Raw genomic sequence first — 22814 nt, forward strand, 5'->3', positions numbered from 1 at the left:
CCCCTGAGGTCTCCCCGGCGGAGCCGGAGACGGTCGCCAGCCGCGATGGCATTCAATCACTTACCAGCAGCCATGCACGACGCCTTGGGACCATTGTCCGTCACGCCGGTGACACACTCGGTCCCGATGGCCAAGAATCACCGTCCCAGACGACCCGCCGAGAGCGGGGACAACCGCCCCTCCCCCGCTACGGTCCTCGACCGGCTCGCCGCAGGGGCGAGCCGTGCCGCGCGCATCACTCATACGGAGCACTTGCCCCCTAGGCCGGGCCGCCATGCAGTCTGGCCCGACCGCATCCGCCCGGAAGTGATCAACGCCATTCAGCAGGCGGGGATCGACCATCCGTGGGCCCACCAGGCCGCCGCCGCCGAGTACGCCCTGGACGGCGAATCCGTGGTGATCGCCACCGGCACCGCCTCGGGCAAGTCCCTGGCCTACCTGGCGCCCGTGCTCACCACACTCCTCGACGGCGCCGACGCCCCCAATGGACGCGGTGCCACGGCCCTCTACCTGGCCCCGACCAAAGCTCTGGCCGCCGACCAGTGCCGCGCCGTGAAGGAGCTCGCCGCGCCGCTGGGCAACCGGGTGCGTCCCGCCGTCTACGACGGCGACACGCCGGTCGAGGAACGCGAGTGGGTCCGGCAGTACGCCACGTACGTCCTGACCAACCCGGACATGCTGCATCGCGGAATACTTCCCTCACACCCCCGCTGGTCCTCCTTCCTGCGCTCCCTGCGCTATGTCGTCATCGACGAGTGCCACACCTACCGGGGCGTTTTCGGCTCCCATGTCGCCCAGGTGCTGCGCCGCCTTCGCCGTGTATGCGCCCGCTACGGTGCGAACCCGGTCTTCCTCCTCGCCTCCGCCACCGCCGCGGAACCTTCTCTGGCCGCCGGCCGCCTCACCGGCCTGCCCGTCCAAGAGGTGGCCGACGACGCCTCGCCGCGCGGTGAGCTCGTCTTCGCCCTCTGGGAGCCCCCGCTCACCGAGCTGCACGGCGAGAAGGGCGCCCCGGTGCGCCGCACTGCCACCGCCGAGACCGCGGACCTGCTCACCGACCTGACCGTCCAGGGCGTCCGCTCCGTCGCCTTCGTACGCTCCCGGCGCGGCGCCGAGCTGATCTCCGTCATCGCAAAGGAACGCCTCGCCGAGGTGGACCGCTCGCTGCCCCCGCGTGTCGCCGCCTACCGGGGCGGCTACCTGCCCGAGGAGCGCCGTGCCCTGGAGCGGGCCCTGCACTCCGGCGAGCTCCTCGGCCTCGCCGCCACCACCGCCCTCGAGCTCGGCGTCGACGTCTCGGGCCTCGATGCCGTGATCATCGCCGGGTACCCCGGGACACGGGCCTCGCTCTGGCAGCAGGCCGGCCGCGCGGGCCGCTCGGGCCAGGGCGCCCTGGCTGTGCTCGTCGCCCGAGACGATCCGCTGGACACCTACCTCGTCCACCATCCCGAGGCGCTGTTCCAGCAGCCGGTGGAGTCCACGGTCCTCGACCCCGACAATCCGTACGTCCTCGCCCCCCATCTGTGCGCTGCCGCTGCCGAGCTTCCGCTCACGGACGCCGACCTTGAGCTCTTCGGCCCCGCGACCGCCGAGCTCATGCCCCAGCTGGAGGCCGCCAAGCTGCTCCGGCGCCGGGCCTCCGGCTGGCACTGGACCCGCCGGGAGCGGGCCGCCGACCTCACCGACATCCGTGGCGAGGGCGGCCGCCCTGTCCAGATCGTGGAGGCCGCCACCGGCCGGCTGCTGGGCACGGTCGACGAATCGGCCGCCCACACCTCGGTACACGACGGGGCTGTCCATCTCCACCAGGGCCGTACGTACCTGGTGAAGCACCTGGACCTGGAGGACTCGGCCGCCCTCGTCGAGGAGGCCAACCCGCCGTACTCCACCACCGCCCGCGACACCACCTCCATCTCCGTACTCGAAACCGACACCGAGATCCCGTGGGGCGACGGACGCCTCTGCTACGGCTCCGTCGAGGTCACCAACCAGGTCGTCTCCTTCCTGCGCCGCAAACTCATCACCGGTGAGGTGCTCGGCGAGACCAAACTCGATCTTCCGCCGCGCACCCTGCGCACCCGGGCCGTGTGGTGGACGGTCACCGAGGACCAGCTGGACGCCGCCCGGGTCAATCCGGAGCTGCTGGGCGGGGCGCTGCACGCCGCCGAGCACGCCTCCATCGGGATGCTGCCGCTCTTCGCCACCTGCGACCGGTGGGACATCGGTGGCGTCTCGGTGCCGCTCCACCCGGACACCCTGCTGCCGACTGTCTTCGTGTACGACGGCCATCCGGGTGGCGCGGGCTTCGCCGAGCGGGCCTTCCACACCGCCCGTGAGTGGCTGACCGCCACGCGTGAGGCGATCGCGTCCTGCGAGTGCGAGGCGGGCTGCCCGTCCTGCATCCAGTCCCCGAAGTGCGGCAACGGCAACGACCCGCTGCACAAGCGCGGCGCGGTCCGCCTCCTCACGGAACTGCTGCGGGACGCCCCGGCGGCGCAGGAGGCCCCGGTGGCGCCGGTGGCCCCGGTGGCCCCGCCCGCGACCTGACCTCCGGGGCGTACGGCCCGAAGCTGGCCTGCGCCATCACGTCGGCGATCTCACCCCGCACCGCACAGCGCACCACCGCGGCACCCTGCGCCCGGGCCACCTCGGCCGCCTTCGCGCAGGCGGTTGCCGTGCCCCGCAGAGCCTGATCGGCAGCCGCCAGCGCCGCCAAGTCGGCTGCGGAGCCTGCGCGATGGCGGGCGACCACGGCCTGCCCCATGGCGAGGACGACGGCGAAGACGGCACACAGCACGGTGGTCGCCATGGCCACCCACACGGTCGCGGAACCCCGGTCCTGGTCCCGGTCCTGGCCTCGGCGTCGGTGCCGATGCTGGTCCTGGTACCGGTCGAGGTGCCAGTTCCAGTTCAGGTGCCGGTTCCGGTTCCGGTTCATGAGGCGACCTCCTGGCCCGCGGCGTCCTCCGCGAACGCAGCCGCCTCCGCGCTGAGCGTCAAAGCCAGGGCACCCGGGCCCGGGGCCGTCGCCTCGACCCGGACGCGCCACAGGTCACCCGTCCGCCCCAGCGTGACTCTGGCGCCACTGGGAGCCGCCGAGCGGGCGGCGGCCAGCGTGGCCGCCCGCGGCTCGGACCTGGCGGCGGCACGCGCCCCGGCCCGGGCCGCGTCCACGCACTGGATCTGCGCGGACACGGCCATCAGCGCCCAGACCAGGGCCATGGCGAAGACGACCAGGGCGGGCAGCGCGACGGCCGCCTCCGCCGTCACGGACCCCCTGTCGGCTACCTCAGAACTGCGCATCGAGCGCCTTCCCGATCACCGACTGGAGCGCCCCCGAGACGGCCCCGCTCGTGACGACCTTGTACAGAACAGCGGCGAAGGCGCACGCCGCGATCGTCCCCATGGCGTACTCGGACGTGGTCATGCCCGCGTCCTTGCGCCTCGTGTCCTTGCCCATCCTGCGCGACAGCCCGTGGAGCCATCCCCGTACCGGATTCCACATGTCAACCCCCAAGAGTTCTTGTTCAGTTGCACACCTGCGCGTGCTCAGTTGCCGTTCAGCAGTCCGTCCGCCAGGCCGATCACGACCGGGGCCACGCCCACCGCGAGGAAGGCGGGCAGGAAGCACAGCCCAACCGGGGCCGTGATCAGGACCTGCGCCTTGCGGCCTCGTTCGGCGACCGCCCGCGCCCGGTCCGCCCTGAAGCGCTCGGCAAGCCGGGACACCGGTTCCGCGGCCGGAGCCCCGGTCGAGTCGGCTCGCTCCAGGCAGCGGCCCAGCGCCTCCGCTCCCGGTATCCGCCCGAACCACCCCCACGCCCGCGCCGGCTCACCTCCGAGCCGCAACTCCGCCGCCGCCCGCGCCAGCCGCTCGCCGACCGGTCCGCCCAGCGACTCCCCGACCGCCTCCGCCGCCTCGCGGGGCCCCGCCCCGGCCGAGATGCAGGCCGCCAGGAGGTCGGCGGCAAGTGGCAGTTGGCGGCTCGCCTGCTGTTCCTCGGCTCCCGCCGCCGCGGGCTTACGGCTTCGCTGCCAGCGTGAAACCCCATAGGCCCCGCCGAGCCCGACGACGCAGCCGGTCACCCCGCCGACGAGGACACAGCCGGTCATCACCGCACCCAACGGCGCCGCCCAACGCCTCACCCAGGCCCCGTACTCCGGCCGCCGTCGCTGCCGCTCGCGCTCCACCCTCAACAGCGCCTGGATCCGCCTGCGCACGGCGCGCCGACGCCGCCCTACTGCGATCGTGAAGGCCAGGAAGGTCGCCGCGGCCACCACGCACACCAATACCCCCAGCCTGTGGACGGCGTCCCCGGTCACGGCTCGCCTCCTTGACGCACGATCCGCCCTGCCCAGCAGAGACCCGCTGTCTCCAGCAAGCCGCCGACCATCAGGCACATCAGGCCCGCCGGGGTGTGCAGCAGAACCCGCAGAGGGTCGGCGCCCAGCGCCCAGCCCATCCCGAGACCCGCCAGCGGAAGCAGGGCAAGCAGCCCGATGGTGGACCACGCACCCGCCAACTGGGTTTTCAGATCGGCTTGTTGGTCCCGCTCAGCCCGTAAGGCCGCCTCCAGCCGGTCGAGCCCGGCGGCCAGACCCGCACCGCTGTCCACGGCCACCCGCCAGCAGGCAGCGACACCCGCAAGCCCATCCGCACCCGGCTCCCGCGCCGCCTCCCGCAGCGCCTGGGGAACGTCGCCCCCGAAGCGCGCGGCCGCGAGTACCCCGGCTTCCGCATCGCCCAGCACCCCAGTGGATCTCGCGGCGAACAACAGCGCCTGCCCCGGCTGGAGCCCCGCGCGCAGTTCGCCGGCCACCGCGCCGCACAGGGTGACCACCCCCTCGGCCCGTCGTTCCTGCTCGCGCCTCAGCTCCCGGGCCCGCAGCCGCCGCCTCACCAACGGCACCGCCACCGCCCCCGCGATCAGCGGCAGCACCGACCCACCCAGCACCGCGAGGACAAGGGCAACCGGCAGGCACAGCCACTCCCGCCGCAGCCCGACCCGCGGCAGCACCCCCTTCCACGCCCACCACCGGGAGGCCTTCACGGCGCCGCCGCCCGCCAGCAGCAACCGCGCCCGCCTGAGCCCCTGTTCCCGCCCGACCGTCAGCCACGCAGCCGCCCCCGCACACACCGCTGCCGCGTACACCTGCTCGCCGGCCATCACAACGCACCTCCGATCAGCGACCGCAGCCGCTCCCAGCCCCGCCCGTACGCGAAGGCCTCCGCACCCCATCGCAGTGCGGGCACGGTCACCACCAGCCCCGCCGCATCCCGGTCCAGGACATGCACCTCGGCGACCCGCCGCTGCCCGCCCCTGTCCCGCACGAGATGGATCACCACCGCGAGAGCGGCCGCCAACTGGCTGTGCAGCGCCGCCCGGTCGAGCCCCGCCGCCGTCCCGAGCGCCTCAAGGCGGGCCGGTACATCCGCCGCAGCGTTGGCGTGGACGGTCCCGCAGCCGCCTTCGTGCCCGGTGTTGAGCGCGGCCAGCAGTTCCGTGACCTCCGCGCCGCGCACCTCCCCGACGACCAGCCGGTCCGGCCGCATCCGCAGCGCCTGGCGCACCAGGTCCCGCAGCGTCACCAGGCCGGCGCCCACCTGGTTCGCCGTACGCGACTCCAGCCGGACCACATGCGGGTGTTCGGGTCTGAGCTCCGCCGAGTCCTCGGCCAGCACGATCCGCTCGCGCTCCCCCACGAGGCCGAGCAGGCTCGACAGCAAGGTCGTCTTGCCCGATCCGGTCCCGCCGCTGATCAGGAAAGAGAGCCGGGCATCGATCAGGGCCCTCAACACCCGGTCCCCGCCGGGCGGTACCGTCCCTGCCGCGACGAGCTCTCCCACGGAGAACGCCCGGGGTCTGACGACCCGCAGCGACAGACACGTCGAGCCGACCGCCACCGGCGGGATCACGGCATGCATGCGGGTCCCGTCCGGCAGCCGGGCATCCACCCAGGGCCGGGCGTCGTCGAGGCGCCTCTCCGCCACCGCCGCGAGCCGCTGCGCCAGCCTGCGCACCGACGCCGTGTCGGCGAAGGTCACTCCCGTGAGCTCAAGTCCACGGCCCCGGTCCACCCACACCCGGTCGGGCGCGGACACAAGGACATCCGTCACGGAAGGATCGGCCAGCAGTGGCTCCAGGGGCCCCGTCCCGACCAGTTCGCACCGCAACTCCTCGGTGCCGCCGAGCACTTCGGCGTCCCCCAGCAGCCGTCCCTGGGCCCGCAGCGCGGCCGCCACCCGTGCCGGTGTGGGTTCGGCGCCGCTCTCCGCGAGCCGCTGCCGCACGGCGTCCAGCAGTCCGGTGCTCATGAGACCCCGCCACCCGTCAGCGCGCGATCCCAGAAGGCGACGCAGAACCTGGCCAGCGGCCCGCGCGCGCCGCCCGGTGGAGCGCCCGAGTCCTGCGCGGCCAACAGGCCGGCCTCCGCAGGCAGTTCACCGGCCAGCGGCAGCCCCAGGGCGTCCGCGACCCACTGCTCGTCCAAACCCGCTGCGAACGGGCCGCGCACCACCACGCGCAGGTCCTGGAGCACCATGCCCACCGTCGACGCCACGCGATTCGCAGCCGCCACGGCCCGCAACTCGCCCGGCACCACCAGCAGTCCGAGATCCAGCTGGGCCAGGGCCTCCGCCACGCCCTCGTCCACCCGGCGCGGCAGATCCACGACCACCACCCCGCCGCGCCTGCGTGCCGCGGCCAGCACCGACCGCATCGCCTCCGGCGGAATGACCACCGAGTCGCCGCGGTCCCAGCTGAGCACCCGCAGCGCATGCAGCTCGGGCAGTGACTCCTCCAGCGCCCCGCCGGCGACCCGTCCCTTGGATGCCGCGAAATCCGGCCAGCGCCTGCCTTCGGCCCGCTCTCCGCCCAGCAGCACGTCGATCCCACCGCCGAGCGGGTCGCCGTCGACGAGCATGGTGCGCTGCCCGGTCCTCGCCGCGGTCACCGCCAGCGCGCAGGCCAGCGTCGATGCCCCGGCCCCGCCCCGGCCACCGATCACCCCCACGGTGAGCGCCTGCCGTCCGACCCCCTCGACCACATCGGCGATCCGGTCGACGAGCCAGCTCTCGGCGTCGGGCAGCCGCAGCACGCAGTCGGCCCCGATCTCCACCGCCCGCCGCCAGACGTCCGGGTCATCCTGATCGCGTCCGACCAGAAGCACACCGCGTCTGCGCGCCGCGCCACGACAGCGAGCGGCCGCGTCGTCGCCGACGAGGACCAGCGGCGCCCCCTCCCAACTTCCCCTCCGCTCCGGCACCGAGTGATGGACGTCCGGCTCGGCTCCCGCCGCGGCACACAACCGCAGCAGATCGTCGAGCAGTTCCATGTCCTCGGTGACGATCAGCGGCCCGTCCCGCCGCCCTTCGACGGCCGGCGGCCGTGTGGACGTGATGGATCCAGCCACGTACTCCACCCCCTGATTACTTCGATCTCGCTTCGTGCCGAGATCTGCGATTCCTGCGGTCCGCGAACTGCGCGGCTGGAATCACCGTGCAGCGCACCGGGAAATCGTGTGGATCTTGCTGAAAAGCTGTGGACAACTAGCCACTTGTGAATATCCCGCTCGCTCATACCGGTGACTCCCGGGAGCAGCACTTCCACTACGCACAGTGACCGTGCAGGGTGATGGAAGGCCGTCGACGGCACAGCTCGCACGAGGGGAGAACGATCACAATGGATCACAGCAGCGGGACGAAAAGGCGTCCGGACATGCGACGACCCCCGCCGGGGGGGAGAGCGGGGGTCGTCTCTCCGGCCGACTCGGGGGGGGAGGAGCCGGACCGGGTTAGCACGGTCGCGAACGATCCGTGACTTCCATGGTGTACCCGAGAGCCTTCTCAGGCAAACCCACGCGCCCGAGCGTACGCCGAATGGCGGGCACCTATGCTCAGGCTCGTGGAAAACCACTCCTTGCCGCGCACAGCCGCCTTCTTCGACCTGGACAAGACGGTCATTGCGAAGTCTTCGACGTTGACCTTCAGCAAGTCCTTCTACCAAGGCGGGCTGATCAACCGCCGCGCCGTACTGCGTACCGCCTATGCCCAGTTTGTCTTTCTCGCCGGCGGCGCCGACCACGACCAGATGGAGCGGATGCGCCAGTACCTCTCGGCGCTCTGCAAAGGCTGGAACGTCCAGCAGGTCAAGGAGATCGTCGCCGAGACCCTCCATGACCTGATCGACCCGATCATCTACGACGAGGCCGCGTCCCTCATCGAGGAGCACCACACCGCGGGCCGCGACGTCGTCATCGTCTCCACTTCCGGCGCTGAGGTCGTCGAGCCGATCGGCGAGCTGCTCGGCGCCGACCGGGTGGTGGCCACCCGCATGGTGGTCGGCGACGACGGCTGCTTCACCGGGGAGGTGGAGTACTACGCATACGGGCCGACCAAAGCCGAAGCGATCAAAGAGCTCGCCGCCTCGGAGGGGTACGACCTGGCGCGCTGTTACGCCTACAGTGACTCGGCGACGGACATCCCCATGCTTTCCTCCGTCGGCCATCCCTATGCAGTGAACCCGGACCGGGCGTTGCGCCGGGAGGCGACCGCGCGCGGCTGGCCGATTCTCGTCTTCAACCGTCCGGTCCGCCTCAAACAGCGGCTGCCTGCCCTCTCGATGCCGCCGCGTCCGGCCCTGGTCGCGGCGGCTGCGGTGGGGGCGGCGGCCGCGACCGCCGGGCTCGTCTGGTACGCCAGCCGGCGACGCAATGCCGCAGCTCAGATTGCCACTGCCGCCGCTGTGTAGATATGCGTCCCTGTTTGAACCTAAAAGTAAAGATGTGCAGCCAGGGGTTCCGCTTCCCCTCCCGCTGGAGTACAAATGAATCAACGGCCCGCGAGACCAAGGACATCCGAAAGGATCACCTTTAACGCATGAAGGCCCACGGACCGAAGCATGAAAACTGAGCACCCACGCGACGTCGACCCGTCGATTACGGGCCAGCCGCACCAGGTGACGGGCAGAAGTTCCCGACCTGATGGGCAATATATCGAGGACGCTTGGTAACTTGGCGGACATGCCAGCGGCGGTACCAATTCCGGTACCGCCGCAACCCTGTTCGGGGGCTCTTGCAGGAACTTGTCCGGCCTCAGTTCAGGCAGCGCCGCGCTGCAATGCCTCACACACGGCGGTCGACTCCCTGACCCCGAGTACCACCGCACGCCCGCAGTGCGCGATCCACGCGGCCATCCCGTCCGGCGTGCCCGACAGATACCCCTCGAATGCGGCGACGTACGCCGCCCGGCCCTGCTCGGCGTGACCGACCTCGGCGGGACAGATCGCCTTCGGGTCGAGCCCGCTGCCGATCAGCACGATGCGCTCGGCGGCCCGCGCGACGAGACCGTTGTACGTACCGAACGGGCGCAGAGCCAGCAGCTCGCCGTGGACCACGGAAGCGGTCACCAGAGCCGGGGCGGAGCTGCCCGCGATGATCAGTTCGGCCAGTCCGTCGAGTCGGCCGGTCACCTCGTCCGCATCCGGAAGCGGGGCCTCGATCAGCGGCTCGTCGACTTCCTCGCTCGCGAGGCGCGGCCTGCCCACCGTGGCGTCGTCACCGGCGCCACTCGCCGCGACCAGATGCAGCCGGGCGAGCACACGCAACGGCGACTGCCGCCAGATGGACAGGAGTTGACCCGCCTCGGCGGTCAGCCGCAGGGCCGCACCCACCGTGCGCGCCTCGGGCTCGACGCCGAAGTCGGTCCGCCTGCGGACCTCTTCCAGCGCCCAGTCCGCACCGGACAGCGCGGCAGAAGCCCGAGCTCCGCGCAGCGCCGCCTCCGACGTGACCTCGGTGCTGCGCCGGCGCATCACCCGGTGACCGTAGACCCGGTCGACACCTTTGCGTACGGAGTCCACGGAGTCGGCGACGCCCGGCAGGGAGCCGAGGGTGGCTAGGGGGTCGACCGACGAGGCATTCGTACTCATAGGTAGCGAGGCTACGCGCCCCCGACCCACGCCCCACCTTGGAGTGGTCTTCTTCACGCAACTTGACCACACCATGCGATCGACCCACTACTCTAGGTGAACATGAAGATCGCTTTCGTAGGGAAGGGCGGCAGCGGCAAGACGACGCTGTCCTCGCTTTTCATCCGCCACCTTGCCGCCAATGAAGCCCCCGTCGTCGCGGTGGACGCCGACATCAATCAGCATCTGGGGGCCGCGCTCGGGCTCGATGAGGCAGAGGCCGCCGCGCTGCCCGCGATGGGCGCGCAACTGTCGCTGATCAAGGACTATCTGCGGGGCTCCAATCCCCGGATCGCCTCTGTCGAGACGATGATCAAGACCACACCCCCGGGGGAGGGCTCGCGGCTGCTGCGCGTATGCGAGGACAACCCGGTCTATGACGCCTGCGCGGTCAGCGTGCGCCTCGACGACGGGGACATCAGGCTGATGGCCACGGGCTCTTTCACCGAGTCGGATCTCGGGGTGTCCTGCTATCACTCCAAGGTCGGCGCGGTCGAGCTCTGCCTCAATCACCTGGTCGACGGTCCCGAGGAGTATGTGGTCGTCGACATGACCGCGGGGTCGGACTCCTTCGCCTCCGGGATGTTCACCCGCTTCGACATGACGTTCCTGGTGGCCGAGCCGACCCGTAAGGGGGTCTCGGTCTACCGCCAGTACAAGGAGTACGCACAGGACTTCGGCGTCGCCCTGAAGGTCGTCGGCAACAAGGTGCAGGGCCCGGACGACGTCGACTTCCTGCGCGACGAGGTCGGTGAGGACCTGCTGGTGACCGTCGGGCACTCCGGCTGGGTACGGGCGATGGAGAAGGGACGGCCGCCGCGCTTCGAGCAGTTGGAGGCCGACAACCGCATGTCGCTGCAGGCCTTGCAGAACGCCGCGGAGGACTCGTACGAACACCGCGACTGGGAGCGCTACACCCGCCAGATGGTGCACTTCCACCTGAAGAACGCGGAGAGCTGGGGGAACGCGAAGACAGGAGCCGACCTTGCGGCGCAGGTCGACCCCGCCTTCGTGCTGGCCGAGCCTGCCCCCGTACCTCAGCCCAGCTGACGAGACGCCCCCGGCGCCGAACGGCGCGGGGGGGGCCCAAGGACGAAGTGCGGGCGCACGACGTCAGTGCCGCTCAGCCTGCTTGGTCTTGGTTGAGCCCGGTGCGCCCGCCGGCTGGGTAGCGAGGAAGGCCGCCCAGCCGTTCCTCGGGGCCTGACCGACCTGGAGCGTGCGCAGCTTCCGCAGGACCTCGGGATCCTGCACGTCCAGCCAGTCGGCCAGTTGCCGGAAGGACACGCACTTCACGTCCCGCTTCACACAGACCTTCGCGATCGTCTCCTCGACCGCACGCATATACGTGCCGCCGTTCCAGGATTCGAAGTGGTTGCCGATGATCAGCGGCGCGCGGTTGCCGTTGTAGGCGCGGTCGAAGGCCTTCACCAGGCCGTCGCGCATCTGGTTGCCCCAGTACTCGTACTTCGAGGGGTCACCCTTGACCGTCCCGGACTGGTTGACCATGAAGTTGTAGTCCATGGACAGGGTCTCGAAAGCCCGGCCGGGGACGGGGACCATCTGCAGGGAGAGGTCCCACAGGCCGAGGTCCTTCTTGGGCCAGATCTGGTCGTTGATGCCGCTGGTGTCGTAGCGGAAGCCCAGCTCGCCGGCGGCGCGCACGAAGTTCGTGCGGCCCTCGAGGCAGGGGGTGCGGGCGCCGATGAGCTCCTTGTCGTAGTCGAAGGGCAGCGGCTGCTCGTCCTCCAGGCCCGCGTTGGTGCGCCAGTTCTTCACGAACGACTTGGCCTGTCTGATCTCGCTCTTCCACTCGGCGACGGACCACTGGCCGACGCCCCCCTCATTGCCGCAGAAGTGGCCGTTGAAGTGGGTGCCCACCTCGTTGCCGTCCTGCCAGGCGCCGCGCAGCTCGCGCACGGTGTCACGGATGCCCTGGGTGTCGTTGAAGCCGATGTCTGAGCTGCCGGGTGAATGCTGGGGCGGGTCGTAGAGGGTCGCCTTCTCCTCGGGCAGCAGATAGACGCCGCTCAGGAAGTAGGTCATGGTCGCGTCGTACTTCTTGCCGACCTTGCGGAAGTGCGAGAAGAGTTTCTGGCTGTCCTCGCCGGCCCCGTCCCAGGAGAACACCACGAACTGTGGCGGCTGCTGACCCGGCTTCAGGCGTTGCGGCTTGAGAAGACCGGACTGGGGTCCGGTGAACGCGGTGGATCCGTCTCCGATGAGACGTACCGCGCTCTGGGGAGCCGGGGCGCCCTTCCTCGCTGCGGGGGCACCCTGCTGGGCGGCGGCCGAGTCGTCAGCCGCGTCCAGTACGGAACAGCCGGCGAGTTCTGCGATCAGCGCCGTGGCGACTACCCCGACGGCGATCCTCCTCGTGGCGACCTTCATCCGCCCACCCTCTTTCTTATGCCTATATGCCTGTACGACGCATTGCCCATGGCGCCGTCAAGCTCGCATCGCGGTGGGTGGGGGAAGGGTGCGACGAGCCGCGTTCAAAGTACTAATCACCAGAACGGGTGAAATGCTGCCCCATTTGCCCCGAAAATAATGCCTCAGTCTTTACTCTGCATTACGATCCATTTACCGAGAGTTGAGAATCCCGCCGCTGCACGCCGTGACCCACGGCCGCGTCCCCACATTCCGCGACCGCGCTGCCCCGGAGGAGACGGGAACCATGTCTGCCTGCGCCCCCACTCGCACCGAAGACCCCTCCCGCAAAAGCCGAAAGCCCCGCACAACTCGAAAGTCCCGAAAGAGCAAGGACCGCCCGTCCCACCGCTTCCGCATCGCGGGCGCCGATCTGTCCGCCTCGATCTCCGTCTTTCTGATCGCGCTGCCGCTCTCCCTCGGCATCGCGCTCGCCACCGGCGCCCCTCTCCAGGCCGGGCTGGTGGCCGCTGCCGTCGGCGGGATCGTCGCCGGCCGGCTCGGCGGGGCGCCGCTTCAGGTCAGCGGTCCCGCCGCCGGGCTGACCGTCGTCACCGCCGATCTGATCCAGCAGTACGGCTGGCGCACCACCTGCGCCATCACCGTCCTCGCCGGAATCGCCCAACTCGGGCTGGCCGCTCTGCGGGTGGCCCGCTCGGCTCTCGCCGTCAGCCCGGCGATCGTGCACGGCATGCTGGCCGGCATCGGCGTCACGATCGCCCTCGCACAACTCCATATCGTCCTCGGCGCCACACCGCAGAGCTCCGCGATCGACAATGTCCGTGCCCTTCCCGCCCAGTTGGCCAACGTTCACCCGGCCGCGCTGTCGGCCAGCGTTCTGACCATTGCCGTACTGGTGGTGTGGGCGCGGATTCCCGGGCACGTGGGTCGAGTCGCACGGAAGATCCCGGCCGCACTCGCCGCGGTGGCAGCAGCGACCACGTTCGCCGTGGTCGCCGGGCTGAGCCTGCCGCGTGTCGATCTGCCGTCCTGGAGCAGCCATGCCCTGCCCGAGCTGCCCCAAGGGCCGGTGCTCGGCATCCTTGCCGCCGTCCTCACCATCACCCTGGTGGCCAGCGTGGAGTCGCTCCTGTCAGCGGTCGCCGTCGACAACCTGGTGGCTGCCCGCAAGGAGCCGGGCGGCCGGATTCCGCGCGCGCGTCTCGACCGTGAGCTGGCGGGGCAGGGGGCGGCGAATGTCGTCGCCGGTGCGCTCGGCGGGCTGCCCGTCACCGGAGTAGCCGTCCGCAGCACCGCCAATGTGTCCGCAGGCGCGGTGAGCCGGAACGCCACGATGCTGCACGGTCTGTGGATCACGGTCGCCGCACTGCTGCTGGTGCCCGTGCTCGATCTGATCCCGCTGGGCGCGCTGGCAGCACTGGTGATGGTCGTGGGCGTACAGATGGTCAGCATCACGCATCTGCGCAGCGTGCGGCGGAACCGGGAGATCCTCGTGTACGCGGCGACGCTGGCGTCGGTCGTGCTCACGGGCGTGCTGGAAGGTGTGGCCATCGGGATCGCGGTGGCCGTCGCGGTGGCTCTGCGCCGGCTGACCCGGACCCGGATCACCACGGAGGACCGGGACGGGGTCCACCTGGTCCGGGCGCGTGGCCAGTTGACGTTTCTGGCCGTGCCGCGGCTGAGCCGGACGCTGGGCCAGGTGCCCCAAGGAGCCCATTGTGTGGTCGAGTTGGACGGTTCCTTCATGGACCATGCGGCGTACGAGGCGCTGCACGGCTGGCAGGCCTCGCACGTCGCGCAGGGCGGGACGGTGGAGTTCACCGGCCGGGCCGGGGGGCGGATCAGCGAGCCGGCCTCGGAGACGCACGGCTGCTGCCGCCCCTGGACACCCTGGCGCAACCATCACTGCGCCGACAACCGCCCCCGGCAGGCGTACGCGCATCAACTGGCCAGCGGGCTCAGCTCGTTCCAGCGCAATACGGCCCCGCTGGTGCGCGACGAGCTGGCGCGGCTGGCGCGCGAGGGGCAGCGGCCCTCGCAGCTCTTCCTCACCTGCGCCGACTCCCGGCTGGTCACCAGCATGATCACGGCCAGCGGCCCGGGCGATCTGTTCACCGTACGCAATGTGGGAAATCTGGTTCCGCTGCCCGGGGCGGAGAGCAGCGACGATTCGGTGGCCGCCGCCATCGAGTACGCCGTCGATGTGCTGGAGGTCGACTCGATCACCATCTGCGGCCACTCGGGCTGCGGCGCGATGCAGTCGCTGCTGAACGGGCCGCCCGCAAGCGTCCAGACCCCGCTGCGGCGCTGGCTGCGGCACGGGCAGCCGAGCCTTGATCGGATGAGGAGCAGGCACCGTTCCTGGGCGAGGATTTCCGGGCGGATGCCCACCGACGCGGTCGAGCAGCTGTGTCTGACGAATGTGGTCCAGCAGTTGGAGCATCTGCGCGCCCATGAATCGGTCGCCAGGCGGCTCGCCGAAGGGAGGCTGGAGCTGCACGGCATGTACTTCCATGTCGGCGAGGCCCAGGCGTATCTCCTCGCGAGCAGCGACGAGCACGAGATCGACGAGGTCTTCGACCGGGTCGCACCTGCTCCTTCGGCTCTGCAGGAGTTGCGCGCCTGAACCGCTCGTCGGCCGCGTCCGTGAGACCGTATGGCCCCTCTTTCCCGCCGCCCGGGGAGGAGGGGCCACCCATAGCTTCACCCACAGCCTCAATAGGTCTAAACCAATTTCCGGAAGGCTCTTGTCACCCGGCCCTCTGGCTGATGAGCTATGGCTTGGGACACATAGGCACATAGGACGCCCTGGGAAAGGGAGATGTCGTGAGTAACGAAAGCCTGGCCAACCTGCTCAAGGAAGAGCGGCGGTTCGCACCGCCGGCGGAGCTGGCCGCGCACGCCAACGTGACGGCGGAGGCGTACGAGCAGGCCAAGGCTGACAGGTTTGGCTTCTGGGCCGAGCAGGCGAGGCGGCTCAGCTGGGCCACCGAACCGACCGAGACCCTCGACTGGACCAACCCGCCCTTCGCGAAGTGGTTCGCGGACGGCACGCTGAACGTGGCGTACAACTGCGTGGACCGCCATGTCGAAGCGGGCAACGGCGACCGGGTCGCCATCCACTTCGAGGGCGAGCCCGGCGACAGCCGCGCGATCACCTACGCCGAGCTCAAGGACGAGGTCTCGCGCGCCGCGAACGCCCTGACCGAGCTCGGTGTCCGCAAGGGCGACCGGGTCGCCGTCTACATGCCGATGATCCCCGAGACGGTCGTGGCGATGCTGGCCTGCGCCCGCATCGGCGCCGCGCACTCGGTGGTCTTCGGAGGCTTCTCCGCCGACGCGCTCGCGACCCGTATCCAGGACGCCGACGCCAAGGTCGTCATCACGGCCGACGGCGGATACCGGCGCGGCAAGCCGGCCGCACTCAAGCCGGCCGTGGACGACGCGATCGACCGCGTCGACAACGTCGAACACGTCCTCGTCGTGCGCCGCACCGGCCAGGACGTCGCCTGGACCGAGGGCCGCGACGCATGGTGGCACGAGCTCGTCGAGCGCCAGTCAACCGAGCACACTCCCGAGGCTTTTGAGGCCGAGCACCCGCTGTTCATTCTCTACACCAGCGGCACCACCGGGAAGCCGAAGGGCATCCTGCACACCTCCGGCGGCTACCTCACCCAGGCGGCGTACACCCACCACGCCGTCTTCGACCTCAAGCCGGAGACGGACGTGTACTGGTGCACGGCCGACGTCGGCTGGGTGACCGGCCACTCCTACATCGCCTACGGGCCGCTCGCCAACGGCGCGACCCAGGTGATGTACGAGGGCACCCCCGACACTCCGCACCAGGGCCGCTTCTGGGAGATCGTGCAGAAGTACGGCGTCACGATCCTGTACACGGCGCCGACCGCGATCCGTACCTTCATGAAGTGGGGAGACGACATCCCCGCCAAGTTCGACCTGTCCTCGCTACGGGTGCTCGGGTCGGTCGGCGAGCCGATCAACCCGGAGGCCTGGATGTGGTACCGCGAGCACATCGGCGGCAACCGCTGCCCGATCGTGGACACCTGGTGGCAGACCGAGACCGGCGCCATGATGATCAGCCCCCTGCCCGGCGTCACCGAGACCAAGCCCGGCTCCGCCCAGCGCGCCCTGCCCGGCATCTCGGCCACCGTCGTGGACGACGAGGCCCACGAGGTTCCGAACGGAGGCGGCGGCTATCTCGTCCTCACCGAGCCGTGGCCTTCGATGCTCCGCACCATCTGGGGCGACGACCAGCGCTACATCGACACCTACTGGTCGCGCTTCGAGGGCAAGTACTTCGCGGGCGACGGCGCCAAGAAAGACGACGACGGCGACATCTGGCTGCTCGGCCGCGTCGACGACGTGATGCTCGTGTCCGGGCACAACATCTCGACGACCGAGGTGGAATCGGCACTGGTCTCGCACCCGAAGGTCGCCGAGGCGGCAGTCGTGGGCGCGGCGGACGAGACGACGGGTCAGGCGATCGTGGCGTTCGTGATCCTGCGTGGTACGGCGAGCGAGGACGAGAACCTGGTGAACGACCTGCGCAACCACGTGGGCGCGACGCTCGGGCCGATCGCGAAGCCGAAGCGGGTGCTGCCGGTGGCGGAGCTGCCCAAGACCCGCTCGGGCAAGATCATGCGGCGGCTGCTGCGGGATGTCGCGGAGAACCGGCAGCTGGGCGACGTCACAACGCTCACGGACTCGTCGGTGATGGATCTGATCCAGACGAAGCTGCCGACGGCGGCAAGCGAGGACTGATTCAGCGCCTGGGGAGGGGTCCGGCCGCGTGCGGCAGGACCCCCCTCGTGTCCGTGTCGGGGCGGGCCCCGACGACCCCGGACGCGGTGACTCCGCGCCGCGGGCGCACGCAACCGCCCGCGACAGCGCGACGCGTGTCCCTTATGCGCCTTAAAGTGAGGCTCACCGGATACGCCCTCGCGCTCTTAGGTAAACTAAGGACCGCGTCAATAACGTAGCAAGAAAACCTAGGTGCGCCGGGAAGTCTGGTCGGCATGTGCTCTGTCCTGCCCACCCGACCGGAGGTCCCCCGACGTGGCCGCGCCCACCTCCACCCCCCGCAAGTTTCTCGGACGTCTCTCCCTTCCTGAGCGGACGTTCGTCACGGACGCGCTGCGGGCCGAGACCGTGGGTGGTGTCCTTCTTCTCGTCGCCGCCGTCGCCGCACTCATCTGGGCCAACACGCCCCTGGGTGACAGCTACGAATCCGTACGCGACTTCCACATAGGCCCCTCCGCCCTCGGCCTCGATCTCTCGATCGAGCACTGGGCCGCCGACGGACTGCTCGCCATCTTCTTCTTCGTCGCCGGGATCGAGCTCAAGCGCGAACTGGTGGCCGGTGAGCTGCGCGAACCCAAGGCCGCCGCGCTGCCCGTGATCGCCGCGGTCTGCGGGATGGCCATGCCCGCGCTCGTCTATCTCGTCGTCACCACTGCCGGCGGCGGGTCCACCGAGGGCTGGGCCGTGCCGACCGCCACCGACATCGCCTTCGCGCTCGCCGTCCTCGCGGTCATCGGCACCTCGCTGCCGTCCGCGCTGCGCGCGTTCCTGCTCACCCTCGCCGTCGTCGACGATCTCTTCGCGATCCTGATCATCGCCGTCTTCTTCACCGACGAGCTGAACTTCGCGGCGCTGGGCGGTGCCGTCGTCGGCCTCGGCGTCTTCTGGCTGCTCCTGCACAAGGGCGTGCGCGGCTGGTACGTGTACGTCCCGATGGCCCTCGTCATCTGGGGGCTGACGTACAACAGCGGCATCCACGCCACCATCGCCGGTGTCGCCATGGGCCTGATGCTGCGCTGCACCAGGCGCGAGGGGGAGGAGCATTCCCCCGGCGAGCGCATAGAGCACCTCGTACGGCCGCTCTCCGCGGGACTCGCCGTACCGCTGTTCGCGCTCTTCTCCGCAGGAGTGGTCGTCTCCGGCGACCTGCTCACCGACGTCTTCACCAAGCCGGAGCCCCTCGGCGTCGTCCTCGGCCTGGTGGTCGGCAAGACCCTCGGCATCTTCGGCGGCACCTGGCTCGCCGCCCGCTTCACCCGGGCCGAACTCAATGAGGATCTGGCGTGGCCGGACGTCTTCGCCGTCGCCGCGCTCGCCGGAATCGGCTTCACCGTCTCCCTCCTCATCGCCGAACTCGCCTTCGCGGGCAGCCCGGTGCTCACCGAGGATGTCAAAGCCGCCGTCCTGATGGGCTCCCTGATCGCCGCCGTGTTCGCCGCGATTCTGCTCAAGCTGCGCGTACGGAAGTACAACGCGCTCGTCGAGGCTGAGGAGCGCGACGAGGACCAGGACGGCATCCCGGACATCTATGAACAGGACAACCCGGAATACCACCTTCGGATGGCTGCGATCTACGAGGAGAAGGCCGCGGAGCACCGTCGCAAGGCCGAACTGGCGGGGGCGTCGCGCGAGGGCGGCGACAGTCCGGCATGATCTGACATCGGAACTGAGATCGGAACTGACATCGGATCCGCCGATGAGGAGAGGGAGTCAGCGATGAGCGACCCCGGCAACACCGCGGCGAACGTCGTCGGCGCCGAGCGCAGTCTCGGCCAGCTGGTCGCCTCGGCGACCGCCGAGATGTCCGCGCTCGTGCACGACGAGATCGCCCTGGCCAAGGCGGAACTGCGGCAGGACGTCAGGCGCGGCGTGATGGGCGGCGCGGCGTTCACTGTCGCGGGAGTGTTCGTGCTCTTCTCGCTGCCGGTGCTGAGCTTCGCGGCGGTGTACGGGATCCACAATCTGGGTCTCGGCCTGGCGTGGTCGTTCCTGATCGTGGGCGGGGCCTATCTGCTGCTCGCGGGGCTGCTCGCGGTGCTGGCCGTGGCCAAGTTCAAGAAGGTCAAGCCGCCGGAGAAGTCCATCGCGTCGGCCAAACAGACGGCCGCCGTACTGCAGGGCGTCAAGCCGCACACCCGCCCGGCGCAGGACAAGGTCGCGGTCTGAGGACCACGGTCGCGGGGCCGTGAGCACCGGCGGAGCATCCTCTGGGTCTCGCCCGTCGCTCCCTCTCGGGTGGGCATGGCGACCGTGGGGTGCTCGGGTGTGGCACGCTCGACTGCATGACGGCCCCTGATACCGGTTCTGGAAGCCCCGTACGCATCGATGGTCCTTGGACCCATCGCGACGTGGCGGCCAATGGTGCGCGCTTCCATATCGCCGAGATGGGCGATGGGCCGCTGGTGTTGCTGCTGCACGGCTTTCCGCAGTTCTGGTGGACCTGGCGGCATCAGCTGACCGCACTCGCCGACGCCGGGTTCCGGGCGGTTGCGATGGATTTGCGGGGCGTGGGCGGCAGCGACCGTACGCCGCGGGGTTACGACCCCGCGAACCTCGCGCTCGACATCACCGGCGTGGTGCGCTCGCTCGGCGAGCCGGACGCGGCGCTGGTGGGCCACGACCTCGGCGGCTATCTGGCGTGGACCGCGGCGGTGATGCGGCCCAAGCTGGTGCGCCGGCTCGCGGTCTCCTCGATGCCGCACCCCCGGCGCTGGCGGTCCGCGATGCTCTCCGACTTCTCGCAGAGCCGGGCGGGCTCGTACATCTGGGGCTTCCAGCGGCCATGGATTCCGGAGCGTCAGCTCGTCGCGGACGACGCGGCCTTGGTGGGCCGGCTCATCCAGGACTGGTCCGGGCCGCAGCTGCCGGAGGCGGACGAGATCGACGTCTACCGGCGGGCGATGAGCATCCCGTCGACGGCGCACTGCTCGATCGAGCCGTACCGGTGGATGGTGCGGTCGATGGCGCGGCCGGACGGGATCCAGTTCAACCGCCGGATGAAGCGCCCGGTGCGGGTGCCTACGCTGCATCTGCACGGCTCGCTGGACCCGGCGATGCGGACGCGCAGCGCGGCGGGCTCGGGCGAGTACGTGGAAGCGCCGTACCGCTGGCGGCTGTTCGACGGCCTCGGCCACTTTCCTCACGAGGAGGATCCGGCCGGGTTCTCCAAGGAACTCATCGCCTGGCTGAAGGACCCGGAGCCCGACCGCTAGCCCGGTGGGTTCCCGTGCACCCACAACCTTGAACGCTTGTACGACGAACAGCCAATTGCCCGGCGCATAGGCCAATTGGCCGCCCCCGGCGCGGTTACCGACCATGGGGCACGGGCACACGTCGGTGTATGGGCTGGACGTACGACTACGGTGACGCAGCACGCAACCGCCGCTCGGCCAACGGGCCGGTCACCCGCGAGAGGGGTGGCCCCCAAGGTGAGGGCCATGAGTATCCCGGGCAGGGGATCGGCATTCCGCGCATCCTGCGCCGCCGGGCCCGCTGGGTCTCGGCGCGGCTGCGGCATACCCGCGGCTGACGCCCAGGCGGCTCAGGGCTGACCCGTACAGCTCCTCGTACGGCCTAGCGCCGCCCCGTACAGCACCCCGTACGGCTGACCGCTACAGCGCGCACTCCTGGCTGTCGACCTGCTGGTTCGCGGTCAGGCCGAACGAGATGTCCTCGCGGATCTCGTCGACCGACAGCGCGTAACCGGTGTCCGGGTCGTCCAGCGAACGGGCGAAGATCACGCCGTACACCCTGCCGTCGGGCGTGAGCAGCGGGCCGCCGGAGTTGCCCTGACGGACCGTCGTGAACAGGGAGTAGACGTCACGGCGCACCGTGCCGCGGTGGTAGATGTCCGGGCCGTTGGCGTTGATCCGGCCGCGGACGCGGGCCGAGCGCACGTCGTACGAGCCGTTCTCCGGGAAGCCCGCGACGATCGCGCTGTTGCCGCTGCGGGCGTCGGTGTCGGCGAACTGGAGCGGTCGCGCCTTCAGATCGGGCACGTCCAGTACGGCGATGTCGCGCTGCCAGTCGTAGAGCACGACCTTCGCGTCGTACAGCTTGCCCTCACCGCCGATCTGGACGGTCGGCTCGTCCACGCCGCCGACGACATGCGCATTGGTCATCACGCGGCGGTCGGAGAAGACGAAGCCCGTGCCTTCGAGCACCTTGCCGCAGCTCTGGGCCGTGCCGACGACCTTGACGATGGACCGCTGGGCGCGGGCGGCCACCGGGCTGCCCGCGAGCGCCGGGTCGGGCGCCTGGACCTCGGTGATGGGCTCGTTCGAGAACGGGCTGAAGACCTGCGGGAAGCCGTTCTGCGCGAGAACGGAGGAAAAGTCCGTGAACCAGGTGTTCGCCTGACTGGGCATCACCCGGGAGACCCCGAGCAGCACCTTGGAGCTGCGGACCTCCTTGCCGAGCGTCGGCAGGGCGGTTCCGGCGAGTGCGGAACCGATCAGCCACGCGACCAGCAGCATCGCCACGACGTTGACCAGCGCGCCCCCGGTCGCGTCCAGGGCACGCGCGGGCGTCCAGGTGATGTACCGGCGGAGTTTGTTGCCGAGGTGGGTGGTGAAGGCCTGCCCCACCGAGGCGCAGACGATCACGATGACGACGGCCACGACCGCTGCCGTGGTGGACACGTCGGAATCGTTCGTCAGCTGACCCCAGAGCACGGGCAGCAGATACACGGCGACGAGACCGCCACCGAGGAAACCGATCACCGAAAGGATGCCGACGACGAAACCCTGTCGGTAGCCGACGATCGCGAACCACACGGCGGCGACCAGCAACAGAATGTCCAGCACGTTCACCGTCATTTGCCTCGCAGATTCGTCGGCGCCTGCTCCGTCCGGCTGGAGCGGCTGGGTTCAGCCTGTCATGAGCGCCAGTCGAGCGGGACCTGCTTGGCGCGGTCCCATGGTCGTTCCCATCCGGCGAAATGCAGAATGCGGTCGATCACACCCGCGGTAAAACCCCAGACCAGAGCCCCCTCGACCATAAACGCCGGACCGCTGTGCCCGCTCGGGTGCACGGCCGTCGCACGGTTGGCCGGGTCCGTGAGATCCACCACGGGCACGGTGAAGACCCGCGCGGTCTCGGCGGGGTCGACCGCTCCGACCGGGCTCGGGGTGCGCCACCATCCCAGTACGGGCGTGACGACGAAACTGCTCACCGGGATGTAGAGCTTGGGCAGCACGCCGAAGATCTGGACGCCCGCCGGGTCGAGGCCGGTCTCCTCCTCGGCCTCGCGCAGCGCGGCACGGAGCGGCCCGGTGGTGGCCGGATCGCCGTCCTCGGGATCGAGCGCACCGCCGGGGAAGGAGGGCTGCCCGGGATGCGAGCGCAGGCTCCCGGCGCGCTCCATGAGCAGCAGCTCGGGCCCCTTGTCACCCTCGCCGAGCAGGATCAGGACGGCGGACTGCCGACCGCGGCCGCTCTCGGGCGGCAGAAAACGGCTGAGCTGCTCGGGCTCGACGGTGTCCGCGGCGCGCACGACGGGGTCGAGCCAGGCGGGCAGACCGTCGGTGGTGACGACCACCTCGTGGTCGTAGTTCTGCTCGTACGTCTCTTCTCCTGCGCGCATCATCGGCACCCCTCGTTCACAACGCCTCGGGGCGCGTGGATCGTTCCGTC

General features: G+C 70.2%; 20 protein-coding genes. 9 read left to right on the forward strand and 11 right to left on the reverse strand.

The features are described 5' to 3' along the window. Positions 1-45: 45 nt before the first annotated feature. Positions 46-2547, forward strand: coding sequence for a DEAD/DEAH box helicase (locus tag OG905_RS18585; protein WP_328673318.1), 2502 nt, complete (start codon positions 46-48; stop codon positions 2545-2547). Here OG905_RS18585 and OG905_RS18590 read toward each other — a convergent pair. The 7 genes from OG905_RS18590 to ssd form a co-directional block, all read right to left on the reverse strand. Continuing rightward, complete coding sequence (locus tag OG905_RS18590) at positions 2465-2938, reverse strand: Rv3654c family TadE-like protein (protein ID WP_328673319.1); 474 nt, start codon at positions 2936-2938, stop codon at positions 2465-2467. The genes OG905_RS18585 and OG905_RS18590 overlap by 83 nt on opposite strands. Then, on the reverse strand, positions 2935-3303 hold the full coding sequence (locus OG905_RS18595) for a TadE family type IV pilus minor pilin (protein WP_328673321.1): 369 nt from the start codon (positions 3301-3303) through the stop codon (positions 2935-2937). Before OG905_RS18595 ends, OG905_RS18590 begins: the two co-directional genes overlap by 4 nt. Beyond that, positions 3290-3460: a DUF4244 domain-containing protein gene (locus OG905_RS18600; protein WP_328682435.1), complete on the reverse strand. Its 171-nt coding sequence runs from the start codon at positions 3458-3460 to the stop codon at positions 3290-3292. The genes OG905_RS18595 and OG905_RS18600 overlap by 14 nt, the downstream gene beginning before the upstream one ends. A gap of 89 nt (positions 3461-3549) precedes the next feature. Then, on the reverse strand, positions 3550-4323 hold the full coding sequence (locus tag OG905_RS18605) for a type II secretion system F family protein (protein WP_328673323.1): 774 nt from the start codon (positions 4321-4323) through the stop codon (positions 3550-3552). Further along, a complete protein-coding gene (locus OG905_RS18610) occupies positions 4320-5168 on the reverse strand; it encodes a type II secretion system F family protein (RefSeq protein ID WP_328673325.1) in 849 nt (282 codons plus the stop codon). Before OG905_RS18610 ends, OG905_RS18605 begins: the two co-directional genes overlap by 4 nt. Beyond that, entirely contained in the window at positions 5168-6316 is a 1149-nt protein-coding gene (locus tag OG905_RS18615; RefSeq protein ID WP_328673327.1) for a TadA family conjugal transfer-associated ATPase, read from the reverse strand. Before OG905_RS18615 ends, OG905_RS18610 begins: the two co-directional genes overlap by 1 nt. Continuing rightward, positions 6313-7413, reverse strand: a complete 1101-nt coding sequence (gene ssd / locus OG905_RS18620) for a septum site-determining protein Ssd (protein WP_443043954.1) — start codon at positions 7411-7413, stop codon at positions 6313-6315. The genes OG905_RS18615 and ssd overlap by 4 nt, the downstream gene beginning before the upstream one ends. A gap of 479 nt (positions 7414-7892) precedes the next feature. Between ssd and OG905_RS18625 the strand changes: the two genes are divergently transcribed. After that, entirely contained in the window at positions 7893-8750 is an 858-nt protein-coding gene (locus tag OG905_RS18625) for an HAD family hydrolase (RefSeq protein ID WP_328673329.1), read from the forward strand. A 348-nt stretch (positions 8751-9098) separates the two neighbouring features. Here the strand turns inward: OG905_RS18625 and OG905_RS18630 are convergent, their stop codons facing one another. Continuing rightward, positions 9099-9929 (reverse strand): oxidoreductase, encoded by an 831-nt coding sequence (locus tag OG905_RS18630; RefSeq protein WP_328673331.1) that lies wholly within the window; start codon positions 9927-9929, stop codon positions 9099-9101. Positions 9930-10031: 102 nt separating this feature from the next. On the opposite strand from OG905_RS18630, the gene OG905_RS18635 reads away from it, so the two are divergent. After that, complete coding sequence (locus tag OG905_RS18635) at positions 10032-11018, forward strand: ATP-binding protein (RefSeq protein WP_328673332.1); 987 nt, start codon at positions 10032-10034, stop codon at positions 11016-11018. Between the two features lie 63 nt (positions 11019-11081). On the opposite strand, the gene OG905_RS18640 is transcribed toward OG905_RS18635, so the two are convergent. After that, on the reverse strand, positions 11082-12359 hold the full coding sequence (locus OG905_RS18640) for a hypothetical protein (protein ID WP_328673334.1): 1278 nt from the start codon (positions 12357-12359) through the stop codon (positions 11082-11084). 286 nt (positions 12360-12645) lie between these two features. Between OG905_RS18640 and OG905_RS18645 the strand changes: the two genes are divergently transcribed. From OG905_RS18645 to OG905_RS18670, 6 genes are all read left to right on the forward strand, one after another. Next, positions 12646-14985 carry a bifunctional SulP family inorganic anion transporter/carbonic anhydrase gene (locus tag OG905_RS18645; RefSeq protein WP_328673336.1) on the forward strand — a complete coding sequence of 780 codons (2340 nt, stop codon included), beginning with the start codon at positions 12646-12648 and terminating at the stop codon, positions 14983-14985. A 200-nt stretch (positions 14986-15185) separates the two neighbouring features. Continuing rightward, positions 15186-17141 carry an acetate--CoA ligase gene (acs, locus tag OG905_RS18650; protein WP_443043955.1) on the forward strand — a complete coding sequence of 652 codons (1956 nt, stop codon included), beginning with the start codon at positions 15186-15188 and terminating at the stop codon, positions 17139-17141. Positions 17142-17435: 294 nt separating this feature from the next. Continuing rightward, a complete protein-coding gene (nhaA, locus tag OG905_RS18655) occupies positions 17436-18833 on the forward strand; it encodes a Na+/H+ antiporter NhaA (RefSeq protein WP_328673338.1) in 1398 nt (465 codons plus the stop codon). Positions 18834-18896: 63 nt separating this feature from the next. Further along, positions 18897-19346 (forward strand): phage holin family protein, encoded by a 450-nt coding sequence (locus OG905_RS18660; RefSeq protein WP_328673340.1) that lies wholly within the window; start codon positions 18897-18899, stop codon positions 19344-19346. Between the two features lie 116 nt (positions 19347-19462). Next, positions 19463-20392 carry an alpha/beta fold hydrolase gene (locus OG905_RS18665; RefSeq protein WP_328673342.1) on the forward strand — a complete coding sequence of 310 codons (930 nt, stop codon included), beginning with the start codon at positions 19463-19465 and terminating at the stop codon, positions 20390-20392. Between the two features lie 128 nt (positions 20393-20520). Then, the gene (locus OG905_RS18670; protein ID WP_328673344.1) at positions 20521-20709 is read left to right on the forward strand and encodes a hypothetical protein; all 189 of its coding nucleotides are present in this window, start codon (positions 20521-20523) and stop codon (positions 20707-20709) included. Positions 20710-20791: 82 nt separating this feature from the next. Here OG905_RS18670 and OG905_RS18675 read toward each other — a convergent pair whose 3' ends face one another. Beyond that, on the reverse strand, positions 20792-21991 hold the full coding sequence (locus tag OG905_RS18675) for a MarP family serine protease (RefSeq protein WP_328682442.1): 1200 nt from the start codon (positions 21989-21991) through the stop codon (positions 20792-20794). 65 nt (positions 21992-22056) lie between these two features. Beyond that, complete coding sequence (locus OG905_RS18680; RefSeq protein WP_328673346.1) at positions 22057-22767, reverse strand: NUDIX hydrolase; 711 nt, start codon at positions 22765-22767, stop codon at positions 22057-22059. Positions 22768-22814 lie beyond the last annotated feature (47 nt).

The sequence above is a fragment of the Streptomyces sp. NBC_00322 genome (assembly GCF_036147535.1).
In the GTDB taxonomy this organism is placed as follows: domain Bacteria; phylum Actinomycetota; class Actinomycetes; order Streptomycetales; family Streptomycetaceae; genus Streptomyces.

Coding starts and splice junctions, on each gene's coding strand:
- OG905_RS18635 (WP_328673332.1), top strand. CDS start 10,032: ATGAAGATCGCTTTCGTAGGGAAGGGCGGCAGCGGCAAGACGACGCTG.
- OG905_RS18590 (WP_328673319.1), bottom strand. CDS start 2,938: ATGAACCGGAACCGGAACCGGCACCTGAACTGGAACTGGCACCTCGAC.
- OG905_RS18585 (WP_328673318.1), top strand. CDS start 46: ATGGCATTCAATCACTTACCAGCAGCCATGCACGACGCCTTGGGACCA.
- OG905_RS18595 (WP_328673321.1), bottom strand. CDS start 3,303: ATGCGCAGTTCTGAGGTAGCCGACAGGGGGTCCGTGACGGCGGAGGCG.
- OG905_RS18645 (WP_328673336.1), top strand. CDS start 12,646: ATGTCTGCCTGCGCCCCCACTCGCACCGAAGACCCCTCCCGCAAAAGC.
- OG905_RS18630 (WP_328673331.1), bottom strand. CDS start 9,929: ATGAGTACGAATGCCTCGTCGGTCGACCCCCTAGCCACCCTCGGCTCC.
- OG905_RS18615 (WP_328673327.1), bottom strand. CDS start 6,316: ATGAGCACCGGACTGCTGGACGCCGTGCGGCAGCGGCTCGCGGAGAGC.
- OG905_RS18625 (WP_328673329.1), top strand. CDS start 7,893: ATGCTCAGGCTCGTGGAAAACCACTCCTTGCCGCGCACAGCCGCCTTC.
- OG905_RS18665 (WP_328673342.1), top strand. CDS start 19,463: ATGACGGCCCCTGATACCGGTTCTGGAAGCCCCGTACGCATCGATGGT.
- OG905_RS18610 (WP_328673325.1), bottom strand. CDS start 5,168: ATGGCCGGCGAGCAGGTGTACGCGGCAGCGGTGTGTGCGGGGGCGGCT.
- OG905_RS18680 (WP_328673346.1), bottom strand. CDS start 22,767: ATGATGCGCGCAGGAGAAGAGACGTACGAGCAGAACTACGACCACGAG.
- OG905_RS18600 (WP_328682435.1), bottom strand. CDS start 3,460: ATGGGCAAGGACACGAGGCGCAAGGACGCGGGCATGACCACGTCCGAG.
- OG905_RS18640 (WP_328673334.1), bottom strand. CDS start 12,359: ATGAAGGTCGCCACGAGGAGGATCGCCGTCGGGGTAGTCGCCACGGCG.
- OG905_RS18670 (WP_328673344.1), top strand. CDS start 20,521: ATGGGCTGGACGTACGACTACGGTGACGCAGCACGCAACCGCCGCTCG.
- OG905_RS18660 (WP_328673340.1), top strand. CDS start 18,897: ATGAGCGACCCCGGCAACACCGCGGCGAACGTCGTCGGCGCCGAGCGC.